This window comes from Bradyrhizobium pachyrhizi (genome assembly GCF_029714545.1).
GTDB lineage: Bacteria > Pseudomonadota > Alphaproteobacteria > Rhizobiales > Xanthobacteraceae > Bradyrhizobium > Bradyrhizobium pachyrhizi.
Map to the genome: position 1 here is coordinate 1,721,936 of NZ_CP121667.1, position 26,124 is coordinate 1,748,059.

Annotated in this window: 27 protein-coding genes; 17 read left to right on the forward strand and 10 right to left on the reverse strand. The window is 64.6% G+C overall.

Translation table 11 applies throughout. The annotated features are described in order from the left end of the window. The first annotated feature begins 26 nt into the window (after window positions 1-26). The 3 genes from QA639_RS07860 to QA639_RS07870 all read left to right on the forward strand — a co-directional run bounded on the left by QA639_RS07860 (window position 27) and on the right by QA639_RS07870 (window position 1,386). Window positions 27-497 (forward strand): MarR family winged helix-turn-helix transcriptional regulator, encoded by a 471-nt coding sequence (locus tag QA639_RS07860; RefSeq protein WP_157346786.1) that lies wholly within the window; start codon window positions 27-29, stop codon window positions 495-497. Window positions 498-576: 79 nt separating this feature from the next. Then, window positions 577-945, forward strand: coding sequence for a nuclear transport factor 2 family protein (locus QA639_RS07865; RefSeq protein WP_283089483.1), 369 nt, complete (start codon window positions 577-579; stop codon window positions 943-945). A 3-nt stretch (window positions 946-948) separates the two neighbouring features. Continuing rightward, window positions 949-1,386, forward strand: a complete 438-nt coding sequence (locus tag QA639_RS07870) for a hypothetical protein (RefSeq protein ID WP_283089484.1) — start codon at window positions 949-951, stop codon at window positions 1,384-1,386. Window positions 1,387-1,570: 184 nt separating this feature from the next. Here QA639_RS07870 and QA639_RS07875 read toward each other — a convergent pair whose 3' ends face one another. From QA639_RS07875 to QA639_RS07890, 4 genes are read right to left on the reverse strand one after another with little or no spacing between them, the layout of a single operon-like run. Continuing rightward, window positions 1,571-2,086 (reverse strand): SRPBCC family protein, encoded by a 516-nt coding sequence (locus QA639_RS07875; protein WP_283089485.1) that lies wholly within the window; start codon window positions 2,084-2,086, stop codon window positions 1,571-1,573. Between the two features lie 32 nt (window positions 2,087-2,118). After that, entirely contained in the window at window positions 2,119-2,586 is a 468-nt protein-coding gene (locus QA639_RS07880) for an SRPBCC family protein (RefSeq protein WP_057018077.1), read from the reverse strand. Further along, a complete protein-coding gene (locus tag QA639_RS07885) occupies window positions 2,579-3,043 on the reverse strand; it encodes an SRPBCC family protein (protein WP_283089486.1) in 465 nt (154 codons plus the stop codon). Before QA639_RS07885 ends, QA639_RS07880 begins: the two co-directional genes overlap by 8 nt. Beyond that, window positions 3,036-3,350, reverse strand: coding sequence for an ArsR/SmtB family transcription factor (locus QA639_RS07890; RefSeq protein ID WP_028333124.1), 315 nt, complete (start codon window positions 3,348-3,350; stop codon window positions 3,036-3,038). The genes QA639_RS07885 and QA639_RS07890 overlap by 8 nt, the downstream gene beginning before the upstream one ends. 120 nt (window positions 3,351-3,470) lie before the next feature. Between QA639_RS07890 and QA639_RS07895 the strand changes: the two genes are divergently transcribed. From QA639_RS07895 to QA639_RS07910, 4 genes are all read left to right on the forward strand, one after another. Continuing rightward, complete coding sequence (locus QA639_RS07895; protein ID WP_428841144.1) at window positions 3,471-4,910, forward strand: LVIVD repeat-containing protein; 1,440 nt, start codon at window positions 3,471-3,473, stop codon at window positions 4,908-4,910. A gap of 7 nt (window positions 4,911-4,917) precedes the next feature. Continuing rightward, window positions 4,918-5,460, forward strand: a complete 543-nt coding sequence (locus tag QA639_RS07900) for a hypothetical protein (protein ID WP_283089488.1) — start codon at window positions 4,918-4,920, stop codon at window positions 5,458-5,460. A 184-nt stretch (window positions 5,461-5,644) separates the two neighbouring features. Then, window positions 5,645-6,259 (forward strand): LysE family translocator, encoded by a 615-nt coding sequence (locus QA639_RS07905; RefSeq protein WP_168855228.1) that lies wholly within the window; start codon window positions 5,645-5,647, stop codon window positions 6,257-6,259. A 219-nt stretch (window positions 6,260-6,478) separates the two neighbouring features. Further along, window positions 6,479-8,194 (forward strand): adenylate/guanylate cyclase domain-containing protein, encoded by a 1,716-nt coding sequence (locus QA639_RS07910; protein ID WP_283090556.1) that lies wholly within the window; start codon window positions 6,479-6,481, stop codon window positions 8,192-8,194. Window positions 8,195-8,239: 45 nt separating this feature from the next. Here QA639_RS07910 and QA639_RS07915 read toward each other — a convergent pair whose 3' ends face one another. Genes QA639_RS07915 through QA639_RS07925 form a run of 3 tightly spaced genes read right to left on the reverse strand, consistent with a single transcriptional unit; the run spans window position 8,240 to window position 12,512 of the window. Next, window positions 8,240-9,163 (reverse strand): FAD binding domain-containing protein, encoded by a 924-nt coding sequence (locus QA639_RS07915; RefSeq protein ID WP_157346774.1) that lies wholly within the window; start codon window positions 9,161-9,163, stop codon window positions 8,240-8,242. Further along, window positions 9,160-11,841, reverse strand: a complete 2,682-nt coding sequence (locus QA639_RS07920) for a molybdopterin-dependent oxidoreductase (protein ID WP_283089489.1) — start codon at window positions 11,839-11,841, stop codon at window positions 9,160-9,162. The genes QA639_RS07915 and QA639_RS07920 overlap by 4 nt, the downstream gene beginning before the upstream one ends. Next, window positions 11,838-12,512: a TetR/AcrR family transcriptional regulator gene (locus QA639_RS07925; protein WP_157346770.1), complete on the reverse strand. Its 675-nt coding sequence runs from the start codon at window positions 12,510-12,512 to the stop codon at window positions 11,838-11,840. Before QA639_RS07925 ends, QA639_RS07920 begins: the two co-directional genes overlap by 4 nt. A gap of 183 nt (window positions 12,513-12,695) precedes the next feature. On the opposite strand from QA639_RS07925, the gene QA639_RS07930 reads away from it, so the two are divergent. Both QA639_RS07930 and QA639_RS07935 read left to right on the forward strand, forming a co-directional pair. Then, a complete protein-coding gene (locus QA639_RS07930) occupies window positions 12,696-12,929 on the forward strand; it encodes a DUF6894 family protein (RefSeq protein ID WP_028333132.1) in 234 nt (77 codons plus the stop codon). A gap of 9 nt (window positions 12,930-12,938) precedes the next feature. Beyond that, entirely contained in the window at window positions 12,939-13,118 is a 180-nt protein-coding gene (locus QA639_RS07935) for a hypothetical protein (protein WP_157346768.1), read from the forward strand. A gap of 12 nt (window positions 13,119-13,130) precedes the next feature. Here QA639_RS07935 and QA639_RS07940 read toward each other — a convergent pair whose 3' ends face one another. Then, window positions 13,131-14,060 carry a helix-turn-helix domain-containing protein gene (locus QA639_RS07940; RefSeq protein WP_157346766.1) on the reverse strand — a complete coding sequence of 310 codons (930 nt, stop codon included), beginning with the start codon at window positions 14,058-14,060 and terminating at the stop codon, window positions 13,131-13,133. A gap of 363 nt (window positions 14,061-14,423) precedes the next feature. Between QA639_RS07940 and QA639_RS07945 the strand changes: the two genes are divergently transcribed. From QA639_RS07945 to QA639_RS07965, 5 genes are all read left to right on the forward strand, one after another. Next, window positions 14,424-15,374: a helix-turn-helix domain-containing protein gene (locus QA639_RS07945; protein ID WP_283089490.1), complete on the forward strand. Its 951-nt coding sequence runs from the start codon at window positions 14,424-14,426 to the stop codon at window positions 15,372-15,374. 87 nt (window positions 15,375-15,461) lie between these two features. Next, the gene (locus QA639_RS07950; RefSeq protein WP_157346762.1) at window positions 15,462-16,667 is read left to right on the forward strand and encodes an NAD(P)/FAD-dependent oxidoreductase; all 1,206 of its coding nucleotides are present in this window, start codon (window positions 15,462-15,464) and stop codon (window positions 16,665-16,667) included. Between the two features lie 336 nt (window positions 16,668-17,003). Next, complete coding sequence (locus QA639_RS07955) at window positions 17,004-19,265, forward strand: TonB-dependent siderophore receptor (RefSeq protein ID WP_157346893.1); 2,262 nt, start codon at window positions 17,004-17,006, stop codon at window positions 19,263-19,265. 239 nt (window positions 19,266-19,504) lie between these two features. Beyond that, the gene (locus QA639_RS07960; protein ID WP_244978685.1) at window positions 19,505-20,593 is read left to right on the forward strand and encodes a PepSY-associated TM helix domain-containing protein; all 1,089 of its coding nucleotides are present in this window, start codon (window positions 19,505-19,507) and stop codon (window positions 20,591-20,593) included. Window positions 20,594-20,600: 7 nt separating this feature from the next. Beyond that, a complete protein-coding gene (locus QA639_RS07965; protein ID WP_050384161.1) occupies window positions 20,601-20,783 on the forward strand; it encodes a hypothetical protein in 183 nt (60 codons plus the stop codon). Window positions 20,784-20,973: 190 nt separating this feature from the next. Here QA639_RS07965 and QA639_RS07970 read toward each other — a convergent pair whose 3' ends face one another. After that, window positions 20,974-22,713 carry an adenylate/guanylate cyclase domain-containing protein gene (locus QA639_RS07970; protein ID WP_244481920.1) on the reverse strand — a complete coding sequence of 580 codons (1,740 nt, stop codon included), beginning with the start codon at window positions 22,711-22,713 and terminating at the stop codon, window positions 20,974-20,976. Window positions 22,714-23,001: 288 nt separating this feature from the next. Beyond that, on the reverse strand, window positions 23,002-23,799 hold the full coding sequence (locus tag QA639_RS07975) for an N-formylglutamate amidohydrolase (RefSeq protein ID WP_157346758.1): 798 nt from the start codon (window positions 23,797-23,799) through the stop codon (window positions 23,002-23,004). 104 nt (window positions 23,800-23,903) lie between these two features. Here QA639_RS07975 and QA639_RS07980 point away from each other — a divergent pair, with 104 nt between their 5' ends. The 3 genes from QA639_RS07980 (at window position 23,904) to QA639_RS07990 (ending at window position 26,123) form a co-directional block, all read left to right on the forward strand. Further along, complete coding sequence (locus QA639_RS07980; RefSeq protein WP_157346757.1) at window positions 23,904-24,803, forward strand: transglutaminase family protein; 900 nt, start codon at window positions 23,904-23,906, stop codon at window positions 24,801-24,803. Window positions 24,804-24,805: 2 nt separating this feature from the next. Beyond that, entirely contained in the window at window positions 24,806-25,618 is an 813-nt protein-coding gene (locus tag QA639_RS07985; RefSeq protein WP_157346755.1) for a transglutaminase-like domain-containing protein, read from the forward strand. 109 nt (window positions 25,619-25,727) lie between these two features. Further along, a complete protein-coding gene (locus QA639_RS07990; protein WP_028333144.1) occupies window positions 25,728-26,123 on the forward strand; it encodes a gamma-glutamylcyclotransferase family protein in 396 nt (131 codons plus the stop codon). The last annotated feature ends 1 nt before the right edge of the window (window position 26,124 follow it).

Sequence of the window (26,124 nt, forward strand, 5' to 3'; positions counted from 1 at the left end):
TCGGGCAAGTTCGTCACGATACGCACATGCAAAAGACTGCCTCGCAGGCCCCCGGCCTGCATCGCGCCTCGCTCAGGAAGCTCCACGAACTGGATACGGCGCTGGAGCTGATGTACTACGGCTGGCGCGGGATGACGCTGGCGGCTGACCAGTATCTTGCCACGGTTGGCCTCTCGCGCCCGCACCATCGCATTCTCTACGTCATTGCGCGGCGGCCCGACATTTCGATCGGCTCGCTGATCGAGGTGCTCGGCATTTCCAAGCAGGCCCTGAACCGGCCACTTGGCCTGTTGCTGGAGCGTAAGCTCGTGGCGGCGAAGCGGTCGCCCGAGCAGCATCGTTCCAAATTGCTGCACCTGACCGCAGCAGGGCGGCGCATCGAGCAGCGCGCGTCCGACCACGAGCGCGAGGTGCTCCGTGAGGCATTCGATCGTGTCGGCGCGCCCGGCACCGCCGCATGGATGGCGGTGATGGGAGTGATCGCCGACAACAACTAGCCTTCTCAAGTCAACATAGTTGACGTAAGGATCTCGCCGTGCCAATCTGCCCCGCAGTCACGCGGGGGAGGGCAGTCGCATGGGCGAAGAGATCATGGACCGGGCGGCCGCCGGACGCTTTGTCGAGGCGTGGTGCGCGAACTGGTGCAGGGTCGATATCGACGCCGTCGTCGCGCACTTCGCCGACAATGCCGAGATGCGCAGCCCGTTGGCGCTCAAACTGACGGATGCCCCCGTGGTCACGGGGGCCGAGAATATCCGCGCCTATTGGCGCGAGGCCTATGGCAGCATCGCAAGCGCGGACCTCAAGATCCTGAACTGGAGCTGGGACGAGACGATCGCGCGCCTGACGGTGTGGTGGCAACTCGGCGACACGCGCGCCAGCGAGTTCATGGACTTCGATGGCGCCGGCCGTGTGGTGCGCAGCGAAGCATTCTACGGAAAATAGCCCATGCGATTTTTGGATGTCGTCCTGCTGCTCAACGCGCTGTGGTTTGGCGCCGCATTCGTCCAGTTCAGCATCGCCCAGCGCAACACGCTGAAGATCCTGGTCCCACGCGAGGAGCGCGGAAACCCGATTGCGCCGACCTTGTCGGCCAGCGTCGCGTTTCTCGGCGGCATCAATCTGCCGATCGGGCTGCTGTCGCTGTATTTCCTGGTCGCAAGGCCGCCGTTCTTTCAGGGCGTTGAGGCGCAGCTCGCATTGTTCCTGTTTTTCGCCGCGTGTCACTTCAGCCAGTTCGCCTACAATCTGCCTGTGCTGAAGCGAGGCGGGCGCGTCGGGGTCGCTTACTGGCCGGTGCTGAAGGGCCCGATGCTCAGGATCTTCGTCATCGACGCAACCCTGTTCGTGGCGAATCTGATCGTTGCTCTGCTGCTTGTGGCGTGAGCTACGGGTGCTGGGCGCAACCTCTCCCACCGTCGTCCCGGCGAAGGCCGGGACCCATAACCACGCCCGTTTATTGTTGCGCGACGCTGCGGCCCCGGCGAACTCTAGCCGCTGAGAGCGGTGGTAATGGGTCCCGGCTTTCGCCGGGACGACGGCGGAATCTGGGGTCGCTGTATCGCCAACCTTACGTCGGCATCGGGATTCCCAATTCCTTCAGCGCGGCCATCATGCGCGCTGGCGGCTGCATCGGGATCGCCATGGCCTTGCCGGTCTCCACGAGGCTCTTCAGACTGGAGAGGATCGCCGGCCAGCCGGTGCGGCCGCCTGCGAGAATGTCGTCGCTGATCGGACGGTCATGCGATTGCAAGAGCGTCAGCTTCACGCTGTCGCCGGCCGGCTCGATCTCCCAGGTGACGAGCGTCGGCCCGAGCTTTTCGACCAGCTGCGGCCAGTTGACGTTGAAGGTGACGGTCAGCCGCTTCAAGGGATCGCACTCGATCACCTCGCCGGAGATGTGCAGCGCGCCGTCGGGCGTCCGCACGACGTAGGCGCCGCCGATCCGAAGGTCGACCTCGACCGCGTTGCCGGAGAAATACTGCCGGCTGAATTCGGCAGTCGTCAAAGCCTGCCACACCTTCTCGGGCGTGGCGGCGATGTAGATCGCGTAGACGATTGCCGGTTTGAATTTCTCGATGTTCATGTCTGTACGCACCCGTCGATAGATTTTCATTGTCATTCGAAGCCGTCGATCCCGAGCGCGGCCGGCGGGATCGTGACCGCCTTGCCGGTCTCGAGCAGGCTCTTGAGTCCCGACAGGATCGCCGGCCAGCCCTTGGAAATGCCGTCGAGCAACTTGCTGCCCGCACCGAAGCCCTCATGGGTCACGGTCAGCTTCACGATCTTGCCGTGGGCTTCGAGCGTGAAGACCACCTTGGTTGCCGGCTCCTTGCGCATGTCCTCGTCGAGCACGTGCTTGAAGGTGTAGGCGAGGCGCCGCGGCCGGTCGGCCTCGAGGATCTCGCCGGTGTCGGTGGTCTTGCCGCCCATCACCAGCGCGAGCGGCGAGCCGACCTTCCAGTCCGATTGCAGCTCGGTGTCGAACCAGTATTGCCGCGTGAACGCGCTCTTGGTCAGCGCGTCCCACAGCTTGTCCGGCGTGGTCTCGATGTAGGTGACGTAGGCGAATTCGGGCTTAGGCATGGTAGGCCTCCCTGGCGCCGCTGGTGAGCAGGTCGGCCGGCAATTCGCGTCCGGTCTCGAGGAAGCTCTTCAGGCTTGCGATCACCATCGGCCAGCCGCCGGAGATGTCGCGCAGCGTCTTCGGGCCGAGATTGTCGTGCGTCACGGTCAGCTTGACGACCGTGCCGTGCGGTTCGATGTCGAAGGACACGCGCGAGACCTGTTCGCGCTCGGCGCCTTCCTTCACCACATCCCAGCTGTAGGCGAGCTTTTTCGAGGGATCGGCGATCAGCACCTCGCCCTGCACGCTGCGGCGGCCGTCCTTGGTGAGAGAATAAAGCGAGCCGACCTTCCAGTCGGAGCTGACGCGATAGCCGAACCAGAAGCGTTCGGTGAATTCGCTCGATGTCAACGCGTGCCACAGCTTGTCGGCGGTGGTCTCGATATAGGTGACGTAGACGTAGTCCGGTTTACTCATCACGCTTCTCCAATTGTCTTTTCAACTCACTCAGCGCGGCGAGTTTCCCGCGCTCGAACTTCCTGATCCACCGCTCGCCGATCTGATGGATCGGAACCGGGTTGAGATAGTGCAACTTCTCGCGGCCATGCCTGATCGTGGTGACGAGGTTGGCCTCCTCGAGAATCACAAGGTGCTTGGTGACGGCCTGACGCGTCATGTCGAGGCCGTCGCAGAGCTCACCGAGCGTCTGCCCGTTCTGATCGTGAAGCCGGTCAAGCAGCGTTCGCCGTGAGGCATCCGCGAGGGCTTTGAAGACTTCATCCATGGGCAGGATAATAGGCAACCAAATGGTTGCATGTCAAGAGCGTGTGTTTTGGCATCGGCGGCGCCGTGCTAGCCTCGCCGGCAGCCAACGCAGATTGGCGTGGAACATTGGGTGGTGCGCATGGGCGGTCGCGTTACGGCAGTTTGCTGCACGTTGGTTCTTGTCCTGCTCGCGAATGGTGCGAGCGCCCAGCAGAAGATCGGCGATCCGCCCGAAGCCTCCAACATGAGGCTGGTTGGAACCAACGATTTGCAGGCGCGCAGCGCCTATCAGCCGACCATCCATCATCAGGGCGACAGATGGATCGCCTATATCGGTCATCACGGCGGCACCGACGACATTCCCGATCCCGTCAACCCGATGACCGGCAAGGCCGAGCCGAACGGCACCTCGATCGTCGACGTCACCGATCCCGCGCACCCGAAATATCTGCGGCACATTCCCGGACAGGAAGGCAAATACGAATCCGGCGGCGCACAGATGGTGCGGATCTGCGACGGCAAGGATTTGCCGAAGGGCGATCGCAACGCAGTCTACATGCTGCGCACCTTCGGCAGCGAGGCGCACGAGATCTGGAACGTCGCCGATCCCGCCAATCCGGCGTTCGTCACCCGGATCGGCGGGCTGAAGGACACGCACAAGAGTTTTTGGGAATGCGGCACCGGCATCGCCTTCCTGGTGTCCGGCGCGCCGGACTGGCGCACGCGGCGCATGACGCAGGTCTATGATCTCTCCGATCCCGCGCATCCCGTGAAGATCAGGGACTTCGGCCTGCCCGGGCAGGAGCCGGGCGCGACCGGCGCGGTGCCGACCGAACTGCACGGGCCGATCTCGACCGGGCCAACGGGCAACCGCGTCTATTTCGGCTATGGCACCAACAAGGGCGGCTTCCTGCAGATCGTTGACCGCGACAAGCTGTTGAACGGACCGAAGGAGCCGACCCCGGACAATCTGAAATTCCCGGAGATCGCGCGGATGCCGCTGTCCGCCATGAACGGCGCGCATACGGTGTTTCCGCTGCCCGGTATGCCGATCGCGGAATTCGCCCATGACAAGGACGGCAAGAGCCGCGACATCGTGATGATCGTCGACGAGGCGATCCAGAACGAATGCGGCGAGGCGCGCCAGATGGTGTGGTTCGCCGACGTCACCACCGAGGCGCGGCCGATGCTGATCTCGAGCTATACGGTGCCCGAGGCCTCCGGGGCGTTCTGCGAGCGCGGCGGCCGGTTCGGCTCGCATTCGTCGAACGAGAGCATGGCGCCGGTCTACTACAAGAAGCTGGCCTTCATCGCCTTCTTCAACGCCGGCGTCCGCGCGATCGACATCCGCGATCCCTATCATCCGAAGGAAGTGGGGTACTTCATTCCCTCCATCACGGCGGCGACCGACAAGCGCTGTGTCACCATCGATGGCAAGGACCGCTGCAAGGTCGCGATCCAGACCAACAATGTCGAGACCGACGAGCGCGGCTACATCTATGCGGTCGACCGCGCCAACACCGGCCTGCATATTCTCGAACTGACCGGCGCGGCGCGCGCCACCGCCGGCCTGCCGTGAGCCCGCGATGATGCGCTCCTGGCCGGTCATCGCGGCGATGTTCCTCGTGCTCGGCGGGCTCTCCGCAGTTGCGGGCTACGAGATGGCGCCGCCGCGCGCGGCCGCGTGGCGCGAGATCGGCTGGCCGTTCCCGCGCGACGGCTGGCCTGCCGGCCGCGCCTTCCGTTGCGGCGCGGCGGAGTGCGGTGACGACGTCGAGGTCTATCTCAGGCCAAAACTCGGCTTCTGCAATTGCGACAGCGGCGTCGCCGATGACGACGAGGTCGACCGCGTCGCCGATGTCGACATGATCAGCCCGCGCTTCGTGCCGCTGAAGGCGGGCGATGTCGTCTATGTCGCGGACATGCCGGGGCGGATCAGGGTCTATGATCTCGAGATGCCCAAGGGGAAGCGCACTGCGATCGGGATCGCGGTGTCACATCGCTGCGACCTGACGGCGGTCGCGGCGCAGGGCAGGGGAGATGCCGCAGGGGTGCAGCGGGCGACGTTGAAGTTTCTGGAATCGCGAGAGATCAGAGCATGGATGATTGTGGCAATGGAGGGACATTGAGGAGTCCGTCTCTCGCATGCGAAAAAGCGGGTGGCCCAGTATTCCAGAGACGCTGATGCTTGGCTGACAGGCCGCGGCGTACTGGATACCCCGCTTTCGCGGGGTATGACAGAGATGATCAGGAGCCGCTTCCTCTTCGCCCGTCCTATGTGCATAATTCAGTTTGAACGTCAGTGAGCTCCCCATGTCCCTGCAAGCCTATTTCGCCTTCGTCGCCGCCTGCATCGCGCTGGCGCTGCTGCCCGGTCCGATCGTCACGATGGTGATCGCCAACGGGCTGCGCTACGGCACGCGCGCCGCGCTCACCAATGTGCTCGGCGCGCAGGTCGGACTTGCGATCGTGATTGGCACCGTCGCGGTCGGGTTGACCTCGCTGATGGCGACGATGGGCTACTGGTTCGACTGGGTGCGCTTTGCCGGCGCCGCCTATCTGGTCTGGCTCGGCTTCAAGCTGATCCGCTCGCCGGTCGAGGGCGTCAGCACCGACGACACGCCGCCGCCGCGCGGCGGCTTCTTCCTGCAGGGCTTTCTGGTGCTGCTTTCGAACCCGAAGGTGCTGGTGTTCTTCGGCGCCTTCATCCCGCAGTTCATGGATATGGACAAGCCGCACGTTCCGCAGGTGGCGCTGCTCGGCCTCACCTTCATGGCGACTGCTGTGCTGACCGACGCCGCCTACGCCTTGGCGGCCGGCCGCGCCCGCAAATTCTTCTCCAAGGAGCGGACCCGGCTGATGTCGCGCATATCAGGCGGCTTCATGATCGGCGGCGGCATCTGGCTGGCGCTGACCCGGGCGCGATAGACCCGCTGGGATAGCCTCAAGATCGTCGTTGACAAAGCCGCCGATTTCCAGCCTGGGCTGGCAGCGCAGACGTTTGCTCTAGCCCGGAGGCCGTCAGCCGTGCTTTGATCGGCGACGAAAATTAACCCCTCGTCTGGGGGCATGTCTTTGACCACCGATAGCTTGGATCGGCGTCTGGCAGCGGTTCTGGCGGCCGATATCGCCGGCTACAGCCGGCTGATGGGAATCGACGAGGAAGGCACTCTGGCCAAGCTGAAGTCGGTCAGGCGGGCGTTGCTGGATCCAGCGCTGGCGGCGCATCGCGGCCGTGTCGTCAAAACGACCGGCGACGGAATCCTTGTTGAATTCGCCAGCGCCGTCGACGCGGTGCGCAGTGCCGTCGAAGTGCAGCGCCGAATGGCCGATCAGAATGCTGCCGTGCCGACGGAGCAGCGGCTCGAATTCCGAATCGGAATCCACGTCGGCGACATCATCTTTGATGACAACGATATCTTTGGCGACGGCGTCAACATCGCAGCGCGCCTGGAGGGGATTGCCGAGCCGGGTGGCGTCTGCATTTCCGATGACGTGCAACGGCACATTCGCGGCAAGGTCGATGCGACCTTCGAGGACATGGGGCCGCAGATCCTGAAGAATATTGCCGAGCCTGTTCGTACATGGAGAGTTCGCGTCGGCGGCGCCTCCGCAGCGGCCGCGGTCGCGAAGCACGCGTTCACTGCTCCGGCTTCCCCACCCGCGCTTGCCGAGAAAGCCTCCATCGCGGTGCTGCCGTTCCAGAATATGAGCGGCGATCCGGAGCAGGAATACTTTGCCGACGGCGTCGTCGAGGACATCATTACCGCGCTGTCGCGCTTCAGATCGCTGTTTGTGATCGCGCGCAATTCAAGCTTCACCTACAAGGGAAAGTCCGTCGACATCAAGCAGGTCGGGCACGAGCTCGGTGTGCGATACGTGCTGGAGGGATCAGTGCGCAAGTCGAGCGGCCGCGTTCGGATCACCGCGCAACTGATCGAGGCCGGCAGCGGCACGCATCTCTGGGCGGACAGGTTCGATGGCGAACTGAGGGACGTGTTCGACCTGCAGGACCAGGTCACCGCGAATGTCGTCAGCATCATAGCTCCGAAGATCCAGCAGAGCGAAATCGAACGAACCCGAACCAAGCCGACCGACCGTCTCGATAGCTACGATCTCTTTCTGAGAGGCATTGCGGCCTATGCAGATCGCTCCAGGTGGGGCGACGCCGAACTCGGCGAGTGGTTCAACAAGGCCTGCGCGCTCGATCCCAACTATGCGGCCGCTCAGGTCATGCTGGCCTATTCGTCGCTGCTGAAACAGACCACGCGCGGCACGCCTCTCGGCGCGCAGGAGTTGGCGAAGGCGCTGCAGATCGCCGGGCTCGCCTGCGCGCTGGCCAGCGACGATCCGTTCGTGCTGGCGCGCGCGGCTCACATGTTTGCCTATCTCGGCCACGACTACGATCGCGCCGAGACCATGATCGAAGAGGCGATCTCGCTCAATTCGAACGATGCTGCGGCGTGGGGATATCGCGGCTGGATTTCGCTCATGTGCGTCGAGCCGGCACGCGCGATCGAAAGTTTTGAGCACAGACTCCGGCTCAGCCCGATCGATCCCGGGCGGGCGTCCATGTGGAACGGAATCAGTTTCGCGCATTTCATGCTCGGTCAGTATGAGCAGGGCCGTGCGGCCGCCGCCAAGGCGCTGGTGATCGGCGAAGACGCACACACGCTCAGCGCGTTGATCATGAACGAAGTCGGCTTGGGGCGCCTTGACGAGGCGCGCGTCATCGCCGGCCGCCTGCTCAAACTGCGGCCCGATTTCCGCGCGTCCTACGCGCGGCAGAATTTTCCGACCAGGGCCGTCGAATGGGGCGACCGCATGGTCGCCGTGCTGTGTGAGGCCGGCATTCCGGCGTAGAAATTCCTGGATCTATGCATTCCGGCCGCGAATGGGCGCTTGATCCTACGCCACAATCCGCTCGACCACGTCGCGCACCAGGCCCGTCAGCAGCTCGAGCTTGTATCCGGTCATCGGCAGCGGCCTGGCTCCCGAGATCGCCAGCTCGGTGGCTTGCGCGATGGTCGCCGCGTTAATCTGCTTACCCTGCAGCGCCGCCGCGGCCGCGGTCAGACGCAGCGGGACCGGAGCGATGCCGCCGGCGGTGATGTGGACCTGCTGGAACGCGCCGCCGGAGATCACCGCACGCACGCAGATCTCGACCAGCGGCCATTCCGCATGCGTCCGGCTGATGGCGCGCTTGTACAGCGCGCGCTCGCCGGCCAGCGGAACGGGGAGCTCGATCCGCTCGATGCGTTCGCCCGGTGCAAGCAGATTGTCGGCCGCGCCGTTGCTGCCGTCGCCGAGCAGCTCTGAGATCGACAAGCCGCTGCGCCGATCGGTGGTGATCTTCGAATCATAGGCGAGCAGCGCCATCGCCATCGTCGACGGATGCGGCGCGACGCATGGGCCGAGATCGAACGCGACGTGGTAGAGATGGTTGCCGGATCGCGCCGGGCAGTCGGCGCCGCCCTTCTTGAGGCAGGCGATCTGCGGATTGCGGAAATACCAGCAGCGCGAGCGCTGCGCGAGGTTGCCGCCGAGCGTCGCCATGTGCCGGATCTGCGGCGTGGCGAGGCCCTGCGCGGCTGCGGCGATGCCTGGGTAAGCCTCGGCGAGCCGCGGATCGGATGCGATCGCAGCGATCGTGGTCAGGGCGCCGATGCGGGCCGAACCGTCCGCATTCCACGTAACGCCGATCGTGTCGGGACTGGCGGCGAGATCGATGATGGCGCCGCACGACAGGCCGCTGCGGCGGCGCTCCGACAGATCGGTGCCGGCGGCGCGGAATTCGGGCGCGGAGATGACGTCTGCGGTCGCGACACTCATGCGGCATCCCTCCCTTTCAGCGCGGCGACGATGCGGTCGGGCCGGATCGGAATCTCGGTGAGGCGGACGCCGATCGCGTTGTGGATCGCGTTGGCGACGGCGGCCGAGGTCGGCACCGTCGACGCCTCGCCGATGCCGACGCTGTTGCCGAGCACATGGTCGAAGCCGGCTTCGTCGAAATGGACGTCGATCTCGGGCGTGTCGGCGATCCCGGGGATGCGGTAATCCTCCATCCCCGCGGTCAGGACGTCGCCGGTCTTCGGATCAAGCTCGCGCGCCTCATAGAGTGCGTAGCCGAGGCCCTGGATCACCGCGCCGCAGGCCTGGCTGCGCGCCAGCGCCGGCGCTGCGATCTTGCCGACCGCGATGCCGGTATGCACGTTGAGCACGCGGACATGGCCGAGCCAGGTGTCGACTTCCACCTCGATCACCTGCACCGAGCTCGGCACGCCGGCGCCGACCGCGATGTTCGAGAAGCGGCGCATCATCCAGCCGAACACCATGCCGATCAGACCGACTTCGCGCAGCGGCGAGCGGATGCCGGGCGCTGTGTTCTTGCCGTCCTCGCCGCGCGTCTCCACCACCGCGATGTCGGGCGAGCGCGCGATCAGCTCGCGCCAGGGCGCGTTCGAGCCGGGCGCCGGCTTTCGCGTGGCCTGTTCGAGCATCGCGGCCTTCAGCTTCCGCACCGCCAGCAACGTCGGCGGCATCACCGAGGCGGTGACGCGGCTGCCGCCGGAGCCGGGGCCTTCGGGCAGCGAGGAATCGCCGATCCGCACATCGATCTCACCGGGTTCGAGATCGAACTCGCGCGCGATCGCGTCGGCAAGCACGCTGCGGGTGCCGGTGCCGATGTCCTGCGTCGCCGTTCTGGCGACGATGCGGCCGCCCTTGACCGCGACCTCGACCTTCACCTTGGGCTGCCACAGATAGAGCCAGTAGCCCGTCGCGACCCCGATGCCGCGGCGATAGCGCCCGTTCTGCGTCGGCTTGCGGTTGCGCCAGATCTCGAGCCCGGATGCCCAGTCGTAGAGCCGCTGACGGTTGGGATCGGGATCCCAGCGCTTGCGCAAGGCGATCGGATCGACATTGAGGCGCAGCGCGGCCTCGTCGATCGCCTGCTCCACGGCGAACGCCATCGGCGGTCCGCCGGGGCCGCGGAAGGCGGCGCCGGGCGGCAGATTGCTGATGACGTCGAAATCCGAAAGATCCTTCGCCTCGGCCGGATAGATCAGCCGCGCCAGTCCCGCGATGGTCGAGTTGGTCGCGGCGCCGGTATCGGCATGCGCGGTGACGGAGAGCGCTTTCAGGGCACCTTGCTCGGAAGGCAGCAGCGCGACCTTCAACTCCGCGGCCGGCCGATAACCGGCGACCGAGAGTTCTTCCTGGCGATCATAGGCGACCCGCACCGGCGCTTTCGCCGCGCGCGCCAGCTCGATCGCGGCAATCGCCTCGGTCCCCAGGCTCGCCTTCGAGCCGAAGCCGCCGCCGACGTGCTCGGCGATCACGCGGACCTTGTCGTGATCGAGCTTGTAGCGCTTTGCGATCTGCTCCTTCAGGTGAAACACCTGCTGGGTCGAGGCGTGCAGGGTCAGCCGGTCGCCGTCGAAGCGCGCCACCGCGGCGTGGGGCTCGAGACAGGCATGCTGCTGCGTGGCGGTGCGGAAGGTGGCTTCGACGAGCAGTTTGTTGTGGGCCTGGCGCGCCTCGTCGACCCAGTTGCGGGCCTTTTTTGCGTGTGTCGAGAACACCGCGGTCGGCCCGCGGACGTTCTGCTTCCAGGGCGCCGGTCCGCCGGCCGCTTCCGAGACGTTGCCGGCCCGCTTGCGGCTCGCCTTGTCGAACACCACGGGCGCGTCGTCCTTGCGTCCGGCGTCGAGCCCGACCACTGCGGGCAGGTGTTCGCTGATCAACCTGATCGCGGCCAGCGCGGCAAGCGCGCTCTTACGGTCCTTTGCGGCGACCGCCGCAATAGGCTCGCCGACATAACGCACAATCCGGTCGTCGCCGAGCAGCGACACCGCGGTAACGCCGGGGAGCGCGCGCGCCGGCGCGAGATCGAGCGTGGTGATGCGCGCATGCGCCTCGCGCGAGCGCAGGATCAGGCCTTCGAGCTGGCCGTCATGATGGATGTCGACGGTATATTTCGCCGCGCCCGTCACTTTGTCGCGCGCCTCGATGCGAGGCGCCGTGACGTGATCGCCGTCGAAGCGGCCGGCGCAGGCATCCGCCACCGCACGGAAGATCCCGTCATAGGCGCCGCAGCGGCAGAGATGGCCGGACAGCGCCGCGCCGATCTCCTCGCGCGACGGCACCGCCGTTCCCCTGGTCGCGCGCCAATGGTCGCAGAACGCGGTCGCTTCCACGATGAAGCCGGGCGTGCAGAAGCCGCATTGCAGGGCGTCATGCGCCATGAACGCCTTCTGCACCGGATGCAGACCGGACGCGCCGATGGCTTCGACCGTCGTCACCGATTTGCCGGTGGCGGCGTGTGCCGGCATCAGGCAGCTTGCTACCGGCGCGCCGTCGACCAGCACGGTGCAGGCGCCGCAGACGCCGGCGCCGCACACGAGCTTGGTGCCGGTGAGCTTGAGCTGGTCGCGCACGATGTCGATCAAGAGCGCATCGAGATCATCGGGCAGGGATTCGACGCGGCCATTGACGGTCGCCGTGCTCATGGATTTCCTCCGCTTGTCCTGCGTGTCGGCCTCTTGGGGATTGCCGCCTTCTTGACGGGCGGTTTTTGCGATTTTGGCAAAGGTTTCGGCTTGGCGCCGGCGCAGAGCGTCCGCACCATGATCGCCATGTCCTTCAGGAACGCATCCGCCGGCTGCATCGCCGGATACTGCGACTTCGCTGCGTACATCGCCATCTCGACCAGCCGCGCGAATTCGGCCGGCGGGAGGTCCTGCGGCAGCGCGAGCTGCTGCTTGCGCACGATCCGCGTGATCGTCGCGACCATGCGCTCCGCATATCGCGCGGCGTAGGTCTGGTAGAGGTCGCGCGCGTGCACGAGGTGCTCGGAATACAACTCCTCGAGATGCGGCGAGCCGTCCAGCGAGCCGATCATGGTCGACATCCGCGCGGTCATGCCCGCGGCGAGGATGTCGCCGAGATCACCGCCCGCGGTCTCCGCCGCGGCAACGGCGGTCTCCTCGGCCGCGATCGCGCTCTCATGCACGCGCTCGATCACGGCGCGGAACAGCGCTTCCTTGGATTCGAAGTGGTGATAGAGCGCCTGCCGCGTCAGGCCGGCCGCCTCGGCGACCTGCTCGATCGAGGAGCGGCGAAAGCCGTGCCGGCGGAACACCAGCATGGTGGCATCGAGAATGCGGGTTTTCGGTCCCATTTGACGATTTTGACAAATATAGAAGAACTGTCAAATCGCGATTTGGTGAGGAGGCTGTGCTGGGGGCTTGATCACCATTCCGCGAGGCCCGCGCCCATGTGAACCGCCTTGCGAATGGTCGCGTCGAAGAAACGTGGAGCTCCAAAGATGACCTTCTCGTCCGGAGCTTGCGAGGATACGCACATGACCCAGGTCTTCTTCCATTGCTCGACCACGCACGGGGTGCTGATGGATCGCCGCGGCACCTCGGTGACCAGCCTCTCGGAGGCATGCGAGGCGGCGACGTGCATGATGCGATCGCTGGTCGCAACGGTCAGCCTGGAAGACTGGCGCGACTGGGTCGTGCATGTCAGCGACGAGTCCGGCGAGGAGATCGTGATCCTGTCCTTCGCATCCGTGCTCGGCAAGCCGCACTGAGAGGGCGCCATGCTGTCACCGCACGCATCATTGCTCGCTCTGCGCGACGGCTGGAACGCGATCACGACGGGCTTGCAGAATCTGATCGCGCGAATTCGCGATCCCTACCGGCCCGAGCTGCACTACATGCGCGGACCGGGTCCCAAATGGCACGCCAAGCATGCCGTGCGAGCCGCGCCGGCCGGTTGAACGCGGCGCTGTTCAGCTCTCGCTTCTCGCCGGGCGGTGCATCTCGCGCCGCCACGCCGCCGGGCTGACGCCGACCACGGCAGAAAACACCCGCGTGAAGTGGCTTTGATTGGCAAAACCGGCCGTAATCGCGATCTCGGACAGCGACAGGTCGCGCGCCGCCATCAGCTGCTTGGCCACCTTCAGGCGCTGCTGAAGCAACCATTGGTGCGGCGGCAGGCCGGTGGAGATGCGGAAGGCGCGCGAGAAATGGCCGACCGAGAGACCAAACTCGGTTGCGATCTGCTGCAACCGGATTTTCCCGCCGAGGTCGGACGCAAGCCTGTCGCAGGCCTGCTTCGCCTGCCATGCGGCAAGGCCGCCACGGGCCGGCGCGGTGATGCGCCGCAATCCGCCATAGGTCTGCGCGACATGCGCAGTGAAGGCGAGCATCATGTGATCGACGAAAAGCTGGTTCGTCTCTTCCGGCCGCTTTAACGCTTCAAGCAGCGAGGCACCGAGATGTCGGATGACGCCGTCGTCGTGGCCGATGCCGGGCTCATATGCGAGCTCATCGACGCGCGGTGCGCCGGCCTGCCTGGCGACGTCGTCCAGCGCCGAACGCGGCAGATAGAAGAAGATCGAATGGAACGGTTTGTCGATCACGTAGCGCGGATCGCGCTTCAGGTCGTACAGATAGGTCGCGCCGCGGCGGATGTTCGATTTGGTGACATACCGGCCTTGCTCCCAGCATTCGCAATCGTCGTAATCGCGAAACTTGAGGCTGACGAGGTAGGCGTCGTCGGCGGGCAGCGAGCCGGACATATCCCGCACCGGGCTGTCATTGCGGGTTTCGGTCACCGCGAGCTCGGCGCTGCGCAGCGTACGCGTGATCAGCGAGGGCGCGTCCTTCAGTTGCAAGGGCTCTCCGAGCCTTCGTCCGTAGACGCCCGCCTGTGCCATTCTCGAAAATTTCCGCCTGCGAACCCGACCGGGCCTGCCGTGACCGGCATCCTGCGCGGTGATAGCTCATTAGCGAAAATCGGCAAGGCGCCGTTCGGCGCATCACGCGATGATGAACGGCCGGCCGACTCCGCCGCGGCAATTATTTCAAAATGATTTCAAGGTGTTTTGACGGTTTGATCCGTCGGGGCCACGAAATGCCGCACCTCCGGCGCGGCGCAGAAACGGACAAAGCATGGTGGTTTCAGGAAAGACGCTCGAGCCGCGTCGCGTTTAGTACGCTCCGACAGTTCCGCGCCTCATCGGTCGACGGAGCGGCCCGCAGGGAGGGAGCGCATGAGCCTTCAAACGCGAGCACGCCTCATGAGCAAGCCTGTCCTGCACCATCCTTTGCGCGAGCCTCCGCCCGCCGCGACTGGCACTTACCAGAACACCGTCCCAGTTGCCGAAGGGCGTCCAGATGTGGAGATGGCCCGCGTGCTCGGCACCACGCCCTTTCGCATGGCTCTGGATTCATCCGGAGCGGGAATCGCCCATTGGAAGCACAAGCCGTTGCACGACGTTGTCGAGCCGATGACCCATCACGTCATCATGGCCTATAGCGGCGCGATGCAGCGGATCGAGCGGCGAACGGGACGATCGGTCGCGATCGGAACCTTCCGTCCCGGCGTCGTGATCATCATCCCCGAGGGATCAAGCTCCCGCTGGGATATCCCGAAGCCCGCTGATATCGTTGTTCTCTATCTTCCCCGCAAGACGATTCAACGCGTGGCCGACCAAGCCGGCGGCGGCGCTCCGATCGATCTGCTGGAGCGGACGGCGCATCCCGATCCGATCACATCCCGCCTGCTGCTCAGCGCGGCCGACGTCCTGGATGGCAGTGCGGCGCTGGATACGCTGTTCAGACAGCAACTGACGGACCTGCTCGCCACGCGTCTCCTGGCCGCGCATACCGGCTCTCCCACCCCGATCGGGCCGACCACGGGAGGGCTCTCGCCGACGGTGCTGCGCCGCGCCATCGAGCGGCTGCGCTCGGACAGCGACGCCGATGTCTCGCTCGCGGCGCTGGCGACCGACGCCGGCCTGTCGCGCTTTCACTTCTGCCGTGCATTCAAGGAAAGCACCGGGCTCTCGCCGCATGCCTGGCTGCGCCAGCACCGGCTCGAGCAGGCCATGAACATGCTGCGCGACACCGACGCATCCGTGGTCTCGATCGCGGCCGCGCTCGGCTACGGCTCGCAGACTGCGTTCGCCGCCGCGTTCAGGAAGCTGACCGGGGAGACCCCGAGCGACTGGCGGCGGCGTCTGCGGTAGCCGCAATCGCTCTTCAGGTCGCGCAATCGCTCTGGGGCACTCGCAAATCCAATTCGCTACATCACTGCCATCCAGAGGAGACATCATATGCGAATTGTCATCATCGGCGCCGGCTTTGCCGGCATGTATGCCGCGCTCTCCGCGGCCCGCCTGCGCGACATCAAGGGCGTCTCGCCCGAGGAGCTCGAGATCGCGCTGGTCGCGCCGGAGCCGACCCTGGTGGTGCGCCCGCGGCTCTACGAGCCGAAGCCGGAGACGCTGACCGCGCCGCTGCTCGACGTCTTCAACGCGATCGACGTCGTCTATGTGCAGGGCAGCGCCGAAGCCGTCGACACCAAGGCCCGCACCGTGCAGATCGTCACCGCCAAGGACGCGCGCAAAACGCTACCCTATGATCGCCTTGTGGTGGCAACCGGCAGCCGGCTGTTCCGTCCGAACGTGCCCGGCCTCGCCGAGCATGGCTTCAGTGTCGACAATCTTGCGGACGCGATCGCGCTCGACCGTCATCTGCACGACCTCGCTAGGCAGCCGGCATCAGCGGCGCGCGACACCGTGGTCGTTGCCGGCGGCGGCTTCACCGGCATCGAGGCGGCGACCGAGATGCCGGCGCGGCTCCGGGACATCCTCGGCAGCGACACCAAACCGCGCGTCATCATCGTCGATCGCAACGTGGCGATCGCGCCCGACATGGGCGAGGGCCCGCGCCCGATCATCGAGGACGCGATGCGCAAGCTCGGCGTCGAGGGCCGCTTCGGCGCCGGCGTCGCCGAGGTCAGCAAGTCCGGCGTCACGCTTTCCAACGGCGAGCATATCGAGGCCGCGACCGTGGTCTGGGCGGCGGGCATTCGCGCCGCACCGCTGACCGAGCAGATCCCGGCGGAACGCGACAATTTCGGCCGGCTGCTGGTCGACCGCGATCTGCGGGTGCCGTCGGTCGCTGGCGTGTTCGCCACCGGCGATGCGGCGCGTGCCGCTTGCGACGATGTCGGCAATTACGCGCTGATGTCGTGCCAGCACGCGACGCGGATGGGCGCCTTTGCCGGTAACAACGCCGCGGCCGAGCTGCTCGGTGTCCCGACCAAGCCTTATCACCAGAAGGCCTATGTCACTTGCCTCGACCTCGGCGAGGCCGGCGCGCTGTTCACCCGCGGCTGGGAGCGCAAGGTCGAGATGGTCGGCGACGTCGCCAAGAAGACCAAGCGGGAGATCAACACCGTCTGGATCTATCCGCCGCGCGCCGAGCGTGCCGCGGCGCTCGCATCCGCCGATCCGGAGCACGTCACCGAAGTCTGAGGCTCGGCTCGGCGAGAGCACCGCAACTGCGATCATCGCTTCCGCGCACGGCGTCGTTCGATCGCTGTGCGCGGAAGCGACTCGAAGTATCGCGGAGCGAAACGCAGTTTAGAATCGTCCTTAGAAACGCTCGAAAAATATGAGGCGCATTGACGCAGTTTCGCTGCGTTCACGTTGCGAGCTCGCAACACCATCGGCGATAAGCCCGACACTGGACGTGTTCTAATCACCGATCGGCTGCATACGTCTTTCATCGTGTTAGTGACGGCGAAGATGAAGGCGATGTGAGTTGACGGGGGTCGGATGTTTCGTCGCACTGCGCTGGCGGCCGGGTACATGGCCGGCAGCGGTTTGTTCGTGCTGAGTGTGGTGATGCCGCGTGAAAGCGTTGCGCAATCGGCGCTGCCGCCGGTGACGGTCGAAGCGCCGAAACAACAGCAGCAGGCGCGACGAACGCAGCCAGCGCGACGCGCGGCGCGTCCTGTACGCACGACGCCGCGATCGATCGCGAACCGGGCGCCCGCGCAGAACGTTCCAGCACCGGGTGCGGGTGGCGGCGGAGAGCGCGGCAACGGGCCGGTCACCGGCTATCTCGCCAGCCAGAGCGTCACGGCAACCAAGACCGACAGCCCGGTGCTGACGACGCCGCAGTCGATCTCGATCGTCACCCAGGATCAGATCCAGGCACAGGGTGCGCAGAACATCACCGAAGCGCTGCGCTACACGCCCGGCGTGACGATCGAAAGTTTTGGCGCCAACGCGTTCTTCGACGAGTTCAAGCTGCGGGGCTTCACCGCGCCGCGTTATCTCGACGGGCTGCGGCTGCCGACCGACACCACGACCTTCGCGGTCCCGCGCATCGAGACTTATGGTCTCGAGCGCATCGAGGTCCTGAAGGGCCCGTCATCCGGCCTGTATGGACAGTCCGATCCGGGCGGCTTGTTGAACCTGGTCAGCAAGCGGCCCACCGAGACGCCGCATTACGAGTTCGAGGGCACGTTCGGCTCGTTCGATCGCTTCCAGGGCGCCTTCGATATCGGTGGTCCCGCCGACAAGGACGGCCGGGTCCTTTACCGCATCGTCGGCCTTGGCCGCGACAGCAACAGCCAGACCGACTTCGTTCAGGACAACAAGCTGTTCATCGCGCCGAGCTTCACCTGGCGGCCGACCTACGACACCAGCTTCACCGTGCTCTCGCAGTACCAGAAGGTCGACAACAAGGGTTACCAGCAATACGTCCCGGGACAGGTGTCCTTCCTGCCCAACCCCAACGGACATATTCCCTACAGTCGTTACCTCGGCGAGCCCGGGCTGGATGGCTATCATCTCGAGCAGTTCGCGGTTGGCTACGCGTTCGAGCATCGCTTCGACAACATCTTCCAGTTCCGGCAAAACCTGCGCTACACCCAGGTCAGCAACGACCTCGCATCGGTGCGGACCGAGGGCATGGTGACGGATCGTCTGGTCGCGCGCAGCTACAACTACGTCAAGGCCAATGCCGCCAATGTCGCGCTCGACAATCAGCTGCAGGCGGATTTCGCGACCGGGCCGCTGGTCCACAAGGTGCTGGCCGGTGTCGACTACTTCGATCTGTGGGCGAATACCGACTATCGCACCACGCCGATTGCGCCGATCGATGCCTATAGTCCGGTCTACGGCACCGCCGTTCCGTCAGCCAGCTCGCTGGTGCCGTTCATTCTTCGCGACGACAGGCAGTCGCAGCTCGGCGCCTATCTGCAGGATCAGATCAAGCTCGATCGCTGGACGTTGACCATGAGCGGGCGCCAGGACTGGGTCAGCTCCGGCTTCACCAGCATGGCGTTCTATCCGCCCGCCGGGCATTATTCGCGCGACGACTCGGCGCAAACCGGGCGCATCGGCCTGAGCTACCTGTTCGATATCGGCCTCGCGCCCTATGTCAGCTACGGGACCTCGTTCACACCGAATCTCGGCGCCGACAGCGCCGGCCGGTCGTTCAGGCCGACGACGGGCGAGGGCGCGGAGGTCGGCGTCAAGTTCAAGCCGAACGGCTCGAACTTCATGGCGACGGCGGCGGCGTTCGATATCCGTCAGCAGGACGTGCTGACGGCCGATCCCCTCAATCCGCTGTTCAACGTGCAGACCGATGCCGTGCGCGTCCGCGGCTTCGAGCTCGAGCTGAAGGGCAATCTCACGCGCGAGCTCGAGATCACGGCGGGATACACTCACCTCGATCCGCGGGTGACGACGAGCTTTGCCGGCTATGCCGGCAAGTACATGATGAACACGGCGCAGGACCAGATCGCGGTCTGGGGCAAGTATACCTGGTATGACGGCGCGCTCGCGGGCCTTGGGCTCGGCCTCGGCGTGCGCTATGTCGGCGAGACCTACGGCGACAACTTCAATACCTTTGTCATTCCCTCCTATGCCTTGCTCGATGCGTCGGTCAGCTACGACTTCGCTTATCTGCGGCCGGACCTGAAGGGATGGAAGGCGCAGGTCAACGTCACCAACCTGACCGACCACTTCTACGTTGCATCCTGCCTCACCGGGCTTCCCTATTGCGGCCTCGGCAATGGCCGCACGGTGCTGGGCACCATGAAGTACACCTGGAACTAAAGCATGATCCCGAAAAGTGCGAAGCGGTTTTCGGAAAGATCATGCTTCAACAAAAGCATGATCCGGAAAAGTGCGAAGCGGTTTTCCGAAAAGATCGTGCTTCAACAAGAGGCTAAAGCTCGATGACGATCCAACCTGATCTCATCGCACTTTAGGTGACGAAATTGACTGCGACGACCAGATCCTTGCGGCGATGGGGCGCTGTCCATAAATGGACCAGCCTGATTTGCACGTTGTTCATGCTGCTGCTCTGCATCACCGGCCTGCCGCTGATCTTCCACGAGCAGATCGACGATCTGCTGCACAGCCAGGTCAAGCCGGCCGACGTGCCGCCAGGCACGCCGCCGGCCAATCTGGACCGTCTGCTCGGCAACGCGCTGGCGCAGGCGCCCGGGAAGGTCCCTCACTTCCTGATCTGGGATCGCGACGATCCGAGCGCGATGTTCGTCAGCGTCGGTCCGACCATCGATGCCGATCCGACCAACAATTTGCTGATCCGGATGGACACCCATACCGGCGCCTATCTCGATGCGCCCGATGTGACCGGCCGCTTCACCTACATCATGCTGAAGCTGCACACCGACATGTTTGCCGGACTGCCCGGCAAGCTGTTCCTCGGATTGATGGGGATCCTGTTCTGCGTCGCGATCATCTCCGGGATCGTGGTCTACGCGCCGTCGATGCGGAAGCTCCGCTTCGGCGCCTACCGCGCGCAGCGGACCCGCGTCGTGCGCTGGCTCGACGTCCATAATCTCGCGGGCATCCTGCTCGTCGCCTGGACACTGGTCGTCGGTTTCACCGGGGTCATCAACACCTGGGCCGATCTCGTCCTCAAGATGTGGCAGTTCGGCCAGCTCGCCGAAATGACCGCGCAGTACAAGGACCGGCCGGTGCCGTCGAAGCTGACCTCGCTGAATGCGGCGGTCGAAGTGGCCACCCACGCGGTGCCCGGCATGACGCCGAGCTTCGTCGCCTTCCCGGGAACCCTGTTCAGCAGCAAGAGTCACTACGCGGTGTTCCTGCACGGCGATACGCCGCTGACCTCGCGGCTGCTGAAGCCGGCGCTGATCGACGCGGAAACCGGAAAGCTGACCGATACAAGGGACATGCCCTGGTATGTGACGACCCTGTTCGTCTCGCAGCCGCTGCATTTCGGCGACTATGGCGGCATGCCGCTCAAGATCGTCTGGGCGCTGCTCGACATCCTGACCATCTTCATCCTCGTGACCGGTGTGTATCTGTGGATGCGACGCCGCAGGGCCGGCGTGAGCCAGGAACGCGCGATCGCCAACGCCGCCTCCCTCGACAACCCCGCATTATCGTCGTGACGTCAGCATGGTCTCGCATCGTTCATTGACCCAGATCTTCACCGCTCCGCTCGTCATCGCGATCGTGAGCACGGTCGGATTGATCAGCGCGCTGGTCGGCGACGGCTGGTGGGATGCGGTCTCGTGGGCCGGGCTCGGCCTGCCTGTACTACTCTACGTGCACTTCATCTGGCGGCGCCAGCCGAATTGATTGGGTTGGCCTGATCGCGCCTCGAACCGGTCGCGCATTCAGCAAAGCCGATCCAATCGGAATATGCCGATCCCTGCGGTGTCTCATCCGCGGAGATGCGCGAGAAGCCGAACCGGCAATCGAACAAGCAGTCGCGGCCGCGCAGGTGCCTGCGTGTGGCGTCGCGCCGGCATTGTAAGATGACGGGTTTTCACTCCGGGAGCCCCGCCATGCGTAGCGGGTTGACCAATGCATCCAGGTCGCCCTGTCGACGATACGGCAGCAGCCTGGCCCAGCGGGCCAAGCTAAAACTGGGGTGGCCCGCCAGCAGGTCGGTTGAGATGCTGCGCGCTTCATCTTGCCGGCCGAGATTCCAGAGCGCCGCTATGAGTGTCGACTGCGCGGTCAGCCAGAGCGGCCGCTGCCTCAGGACGCGGGAGGCTATATCGTGCGCCGCCGCGAAATCTCCGAGATGAAATCTTGCGCGCGCTTCGTCCACCATGGATTCGTTGCGCTCAATCGGGCTGAGCCGTTGGGCGTGTTCCTCGTAGAGGACGGCTTTTCGGAAATTGCCGGCGTAGCCGTGGTACATGCCCGCCATGTGATGGGCGTCAGAGCTGCTGGGAGCGAGGCTGATCGCCGTTTCTCCTGCTGCCACAGCTTCATCATGACGGTGTTGATAGATACGAACATAGCCGATCACCAGGTATGCTTCCCCAAAGCTAGGGTCGGCGGCGAGAGCCCGATCAGCGCAGCCCAGTGCGGCTTGATACGCTTCATTTTCATCCTTGATCCAACCGAAGCGCGCCTGGTCAGTCAGGGTAAGACCCAACAAGTAGAGCGCCGGCATAAACGAGGCATTGATCTCGACCGCCTGTTCAAAAAGCTTCCGCGCCTGTGCGTGGGTTTGCCTTGCGAAATTAACGTACAGGGCGCGTCCCTTTAAGACATACTCATAAGCCAGTGGACTGCCCGAGCGTTTTCTCCACACCCTTGCGCGTTCGCCGACGGTCAACTGGACTTCAAGCGCTTCGACGATCTCTTGCGTAATCCGGTCCTGGAGATCGAACACGTCGTCCAGGTCTCCGTCAAAGCGATCCGCCCAGAGATGACCGCCGTCTCGACCATCAATCAACTGCGCCGTCAACCTGATGCGATTGCCGATCTTTCGAACGCTCCCCTCCAGCAGATAACGAGCACCCAGGATCTGCCCGATTTCGCGAATGTCCCTGTTCTGCCCCTTGAATGCGAAGCTCGAGTTGCGAGCTATTACCATCAATTCCTGAATCTTTGACAGGGTCGTAAGGACGTCTTCCGCGATCCCGTCCGCGAAATACTCCTGCTCGCTGTCGCCGCTCATGTTCTGAAACGGCAGCACCGCGATGGAGGGCTTTCCCGAAAACGGGCGCACGCGATGGGATTCGGCAGGAGTCGGATGGCGCTCAGCCGAAGTTCTGGCGCCAATCTTTATGCGCCAGGCGCGGATCGGTTCAGTGATGTTTTTCAGATTCTGTTGGCCCATGTCCTCGAAGGCTGCATCGACCTTGCTCCGGATCTGCCGGTAGGCGTCGTCAGACAGGCATATGCCGCCCGGGTCCGCGATGTTCTCCAGCCGCGCGGCGATGTTGACGCCGTCGCCGAAGATGTCGTCGTTGTCGATGATGATGTCGCCGACGTGAATGCCGATGCGAAATTCGATCCGCTGCTGTTGCGGTGCGGATGCATTAAGCTCCGCCATCCTGCTCTGAACCTCTACAGAGCTGCGCACTGCATCGACGGCGCTGCCGAATTCGACCAGCATGCCGTCGCCGGTCGTTTTGACGATGCGGCCGCGATGAGCGGCGATCGTTGGATCAATGAGATTCTTTCTGGCCGCCTTGAGCCGCGCGAGCGTGCCTTCCTCGTCCGTTCCCATCAGGCGGCTGTAGCCGGCGACATCTGCCGCCAGCACTGCTGCCAGTCGCCTTTCCACTCGCTCGGGCGCCACGGACTACCCTAACTTGGAAGTTCAACCCGCCAATTAAAGCACGTCGAGCTGGCTTCGGGCTAGAGGCCAGGCCCTGGCTGACCGTTAGTCGCTAGTGTGCTGAATGCGAAGTTCGTGCGATTTCGCGGCAGCCACTTTCACGAACTTCGCATTCATAAAGCACACTAGAATCATAAGTTTGCTAGTGTCCTTATCGAATCCGAAATTCGCTCCGAAGGTGCGGCAAATGATGCGAACTTCGGATTCGGGACACTAGATCAGCGCGTCCGTGCGCAGCGTCGCCTCGATCTCGCCGAGGATGCGCGCCAGTCGCTCGGCCCACGCCGTCTCGCCGGCCTGGTCGGAGATCAGGTCCTGGCGGATCTCGATGCCCGAATTCATCAGGCCGCGCGTCTCGCCATGCACGGGGATCGTGTAGTCGGTCTCGTCGCTGACCGCATAGGGCTCGTTGTCGCCGACCACGAGATCGCCCTCGGCGCGCAGATGCTTCAACAGCAGCGGCGGCAGTACCGTGTCGCGGTGGTAGAGCGTACCGATGTGCCAGGGTCGCGCGATGCCGGCGTAGATCGGCGTGAAGCTGTGCAGCGACACCAGCACCGTCGGCAGGCCCCGACGCGCACGCGCGTCGATGATCTCGTCGATGCGTTTGTGATAGGGATCGAAGATCTGCGCGCGGCGCATCTCGGCGGCCTCGCGCGACAGGCCTTCATTGCCCGGCACCGTGGTAGCCTCGCTGATCAGCGGGATCGAGCTCGCGACATGCGGCGGACGGTTGCAGTCGATCACGAGCCGCGAATAGGGCTGCGCGATCAAATGCGCGCCGAGCCGCTCCGAGAGCCGGGTTGCGACCCCGGCGATGCCGATGTCCCAGGCGATGTGCCGCACGAGCTCGCTGTCGGGCAGGCCGAGGTCGCCGAGCGGAGAGGGAATCAGCCTGCCGTAGTGGTCGCAGGTGAACAGGAACGGCGAGCAGCCGCCGGCATTGTGTTCAAGAACCGGTGAAGCGTCGGTGCTCGCGAGCAGGAACGATGGACCACCTCCGTAATTCAAGGGCTTTTTTCCTCGACTTTGCCTATTCAGGGGGCATGCTGATCTGGAATCGGGCAGCTTTCTCTATAGATTATGCGGCCCGAAATCACGATGATTGTTTGAAGATGCCGCTGCTGACTATTCATCACAAGACCGTTTATCGCTACGCGCGCCCGGTGGCGTTCGGCGAACACCGCATCATGCTGCGCCCCCGTGACGGCCATGATCTGCGCGTGCTCGACAGCGCACTCGTGATCGATCCACAGCCGATGTCGCTGCGCTGGATCCACGACGTGTTCGGCAACAGCGTCGCGATCGCCGCCTTCGACGAGCGCGCCGATACGCTGTCCTTCGTCTCGACCGCGACGGTGGAGCACAATCCGGCCGATACGTTCGCGCTGACGCCGGACGATCCCGCCTATTTCTATCCGTTCCTCTACGACGATGAGGAATTCCCCGACCTGCAGCAGTTCATCACGCCGCAATATGGCGACCCGAACGGCGAGCTGTCGGCCTGGGCGCGGCGCTTCCTCGATGTCGAGGCGCCGACGCCGACTTTCAAGATCCTCAGCGGCATGACCCACGGCATCCGCGAGGCGTTCAGCTATCGCAAGCGCTATGAGCAGGGCACCCAACATCCGCTCGACACGCTGCGCACGCAGTCCGGCACCTGCCGCGACTATGCGCTGTTCATGATCGAGGCGCTGCGCCGGCTCGGCATCGCTGCGCGCTTCGTCTCCGGCTATCTCGCCATGCCGCCCGGCAGCGCGCATGGCTATGTCGGCGGCGGCTCGACCCATGCCTGGGTGCAGGTCTATCTGCCGAGCGCGGGCTGGATCGAGTTCGATCCGACCAACGGCATCGTCGGCACGCGCGATCTGATCCGCGTCGCGGTGGCCCGCGACCCGCGCCAGGCGATCCCGCTGCACGGCGTCTATCTCGGCGTGGCGGATGCCTTTCTCGGCATGGATGTCGACATCAACGTGGTCTCGGTCGGCGAGAATGCGGAGCAGGAGACGGCCTGACGATGCAGATCAAGGTCGGCTTCGAGATCACCTACACGGCGGCGCAGTCGACCCCGATGGTGATCATGCTGTCGATCCATCCGTCGCGCTACGCCGACATCGTCGGCACCGAGCGCCTTTCGACCGAGCCGGACGTGCCGATCGGCCTCTATCGCGACGGCTTCGGCAATGTCTGCGGGCGGCTGGTTGCCCCCAGCGGTGGCGTCACCTTCCGCGGCAGCGCGCTGGTGCGCGATTCCGGACTGCCTGACATCGTCAATCCGGCGGCGCAGCAAATGCCGGTCGAGCAATTGCCCGACGACATGCTGCTCTATCTGATGCCGAGCCGCTATTGCGAGACCGACAAGCTGACCGACGTTGCCTGGTCGCTGTTCGGCAACACACCGCAGGGCTGGGCGCGGGTGCAGGCGATCACCGATTTCGTGCACCACCACGTGACGTTCGGCTACCAGCACGCCCATCACATGAAGTCGGCGCACGACGTCTATGAAAGCCGCGCCGGCGTCTGCCGCGACTTCGCGCATCTGGCGCTCACCTTCTGCCGCTGCATGGGCATTCCGGCGCGCTACTGCACCGGCTATCTCGGCGACATCGGCGTGTCGCCGAACCCCGCGCCGATGGATTTCTCCGGCTGGTTCGAGGTCTATCTGTCCGGCCAGTGGTACACCTTCGATGCCCGCCACAACACGCCGCGGATCGGCCGCATCCTGATGGCGACCGGCCGCGACGCTGCCGACGTCGCCCTCACCACGAGCTTCGGCCGCATGACCCTGACGAAGTTCGTCGTGGTGACGGATGAAGTGGTGGCGGCCTAGCGTCCCTCGGGATTTTCTGTCATTCCGGGATGGTGCGTTAGCACCAGACCCGGAATTTCGAGATTCCGGGTCTGGTCCTTCGGACCATCCCGGAATGACAACTGAACCCATGACCGACCTTCTCTTCGTCTACGGCACGCTGATGCGCGGCTTCGACCATCCGATGGCCAAGCTGCTCGCGGGCAATGCCGAATTCCTCGGGCCGGCGCAGTGCCGCGGCCGGCTCTATTTGGTGAAGCATTATCCGGGTCTGGTCGTGTCGGACGATCCGGCCGACATCGTGCATGGTGAGCTGTTTCGCTTGCGTGAGCGCGAGGCCATGCTGCGTGAATTCGACATGTACGAAGCCTGCGGCGAAGGCTTTCCGCCGCCGACCGAATATGTCCGCGAGATGCTCGAGGTCACGCTCGCCGACGGCAGCACGCGTGAGGCGTGGACCTATCTCTACAACTGGCCGGTCACCGAGCTGCCGCGGATCGCGTCAGGAAAGTTTCTCGAGCATTAGC

Coding starts and splice junctions, on each gene's coding strand:
- QA639_RS07860 (WP_157346786.1), top strand. CDS start 27: ATGCAAAAGACTGCCTCGCAGGCCCCCGGCCTGCATCGCGCCTCGCTC.
- QA639_RS07865 (WP_283089483.1), top strand. CDS start 577: ATGGGCGAAGAGATCATGGACCGGGCGGCCGCCGGACGCTTTGTCGAG.
- QA639_RS07870 (WP_283089484.1), top strand. CDS start 949: ATGCGATTTTTGGATGTCGTCCTGCTGCTCAACGCGCTGTGGTTTGGC.
- QA639_RS07875 (WP_283089485.1), bottom strand. CDS start 2,086: ATGAACATCGAGAAATTCAAACCGGCAATCGTCTACGCGATCTACATC.
- QA639_RS07880 (WP_057018077.1), bottom strand. CDS start 2,586: ATGCCTAAGCCCGAATTCGCCTACGTCACCTACATCGAGACCACGCCG.
- QA639_RS07885 (WP_283089486.1), bottom strand. CDS start 3,043: ATGAGTAAACCGGACTACGTCTACGTCACCTATATCGAGACCACCGCC.
- QA639_RS07890 (WP_028333124.1), bottom strand. CDS start 3,350: ATGGATGAAGTCTTCAAAGCCCTCGCGGATGCCTCACGGCGAACGCTG.
- QA639_RS07895 (WP_428841144.1), top strand. CDS start 3,471: ATGGGCGGTCGCGTTACGGCAGTTTGCTGCACGTTGGTTCTTGTCCTG.
- QA639_RS07900 (WP_283089488.1), top strand. CDS start 4,918: ATGATGCGCTCCTGGCCGGTCATCGCGGCGATGTTCCTCGTGCTCGGC.
- QA639_RS07905 (WP_168855228.1), top strand. CDS start 5,645: ATGTCCCTGCAAGCCTATTTCGCCTTCGTCGCCGCCTGCATCGCGCTG.
- QA639_RS07910 (WP_283090556.1), top strand. CDS start 6,479: ATGGGAATCGACGAGGAAGGCACTCTGGCCAAGCTGAAGTCGGTCAGG.
- QA639_RS07915 (WP_157346774.1), bottom strand. CDS start 9,163: ATGAGTGTCGCGACCGCAGACGTCATCTCCGCGCCCGAATTCCGCGCC.
- QA639_RS07920 (WP_283089489.1), bottom strand. CDS start 11,841: ATGAGCACGGCGACCGTCAATGGCCGCGTCGAATCCCTGCCCGATGAT.
- QA639_RS07925 (WP_157346770.1), bottom strand. CDS start 12,512: ATGGGACCGAAAACCCGCATTCTCGATGCCACCATGCTGGTGTTCCGC.
- QA639_RS07930 (WP_028333132.1), top strand. CDS start 12,696: ATGACCCAGGTCTTCTTCCATTGCTCGACCACGCACGGGGTGCTGATG.
- QA639_RS07935 (WP_157346768.1), top strand. CDS start 12,939: ATGCTGTCACCGCACGCATCATTGCTCGCTCTGCGCGACGGCTGGAAC.
- QA639_RS07940 (WP_157346766.1), bottom strand. CDS start 14,060: ATGGCACAGGCGGGCGTCTACGGACGAAGGCTCGGAGAGCCCTTGCAA.
- QA639_RS07945 (WP_283089490.1), top strand. CDS start 14,424: ATGAGCAAGCCTGTCCTGCACCATCCTTTGCGCGAGCCTCCGCCCGCC.
- QA639_RS07950 (WP_157346762.1), top strand. CDS start 15,462: ATGCGAATTGTCATCATCGGCGCCGGCTTTGCCGGCATGTATGCCGCG.
- QA639_RS07955 (WP_157346893.1), top strand. CDS start 17,004: ATGGCCGGCAGCGGTTTGTTCGTGCTGAGTGTGGTGATGCCGCGTGAA.
- QA639_RS07960 (WP_244978685.1), top strand. CDS start 19,505: ATGCTGCTGCTCTGCATCACCGGCCTGCCGCTGATCTTCCACGAGCAG.
- QA639_RS07965 (WP_050384161.1), top strand. CDS start 20,601: ATGGTCTCGCATCGTTCATTGACCCAGATCTTCACCGCTCCGCTCGTC.
- QA639_RS07980 (WP_157346757.1), top strand. CDS start 23,904: ATGCCGCTGCTGACTATTCATCACAAGACCGTTTATCGCTACGCGCGC.
- QA639_RS07985 (WP_157346755.1), top strand. CDS start 24,806: ATGCAGATCAAGGTCGGCTTCGAGATCACCTACACGGCGGCGCAGTCG.
- QA639_RS07990 (WP_028333144.1), top strand. CDS start 25,728: ATGACCGACCTTCTCTTCGTCTACGGCACGCTGATGCGCGGCTTCGAC.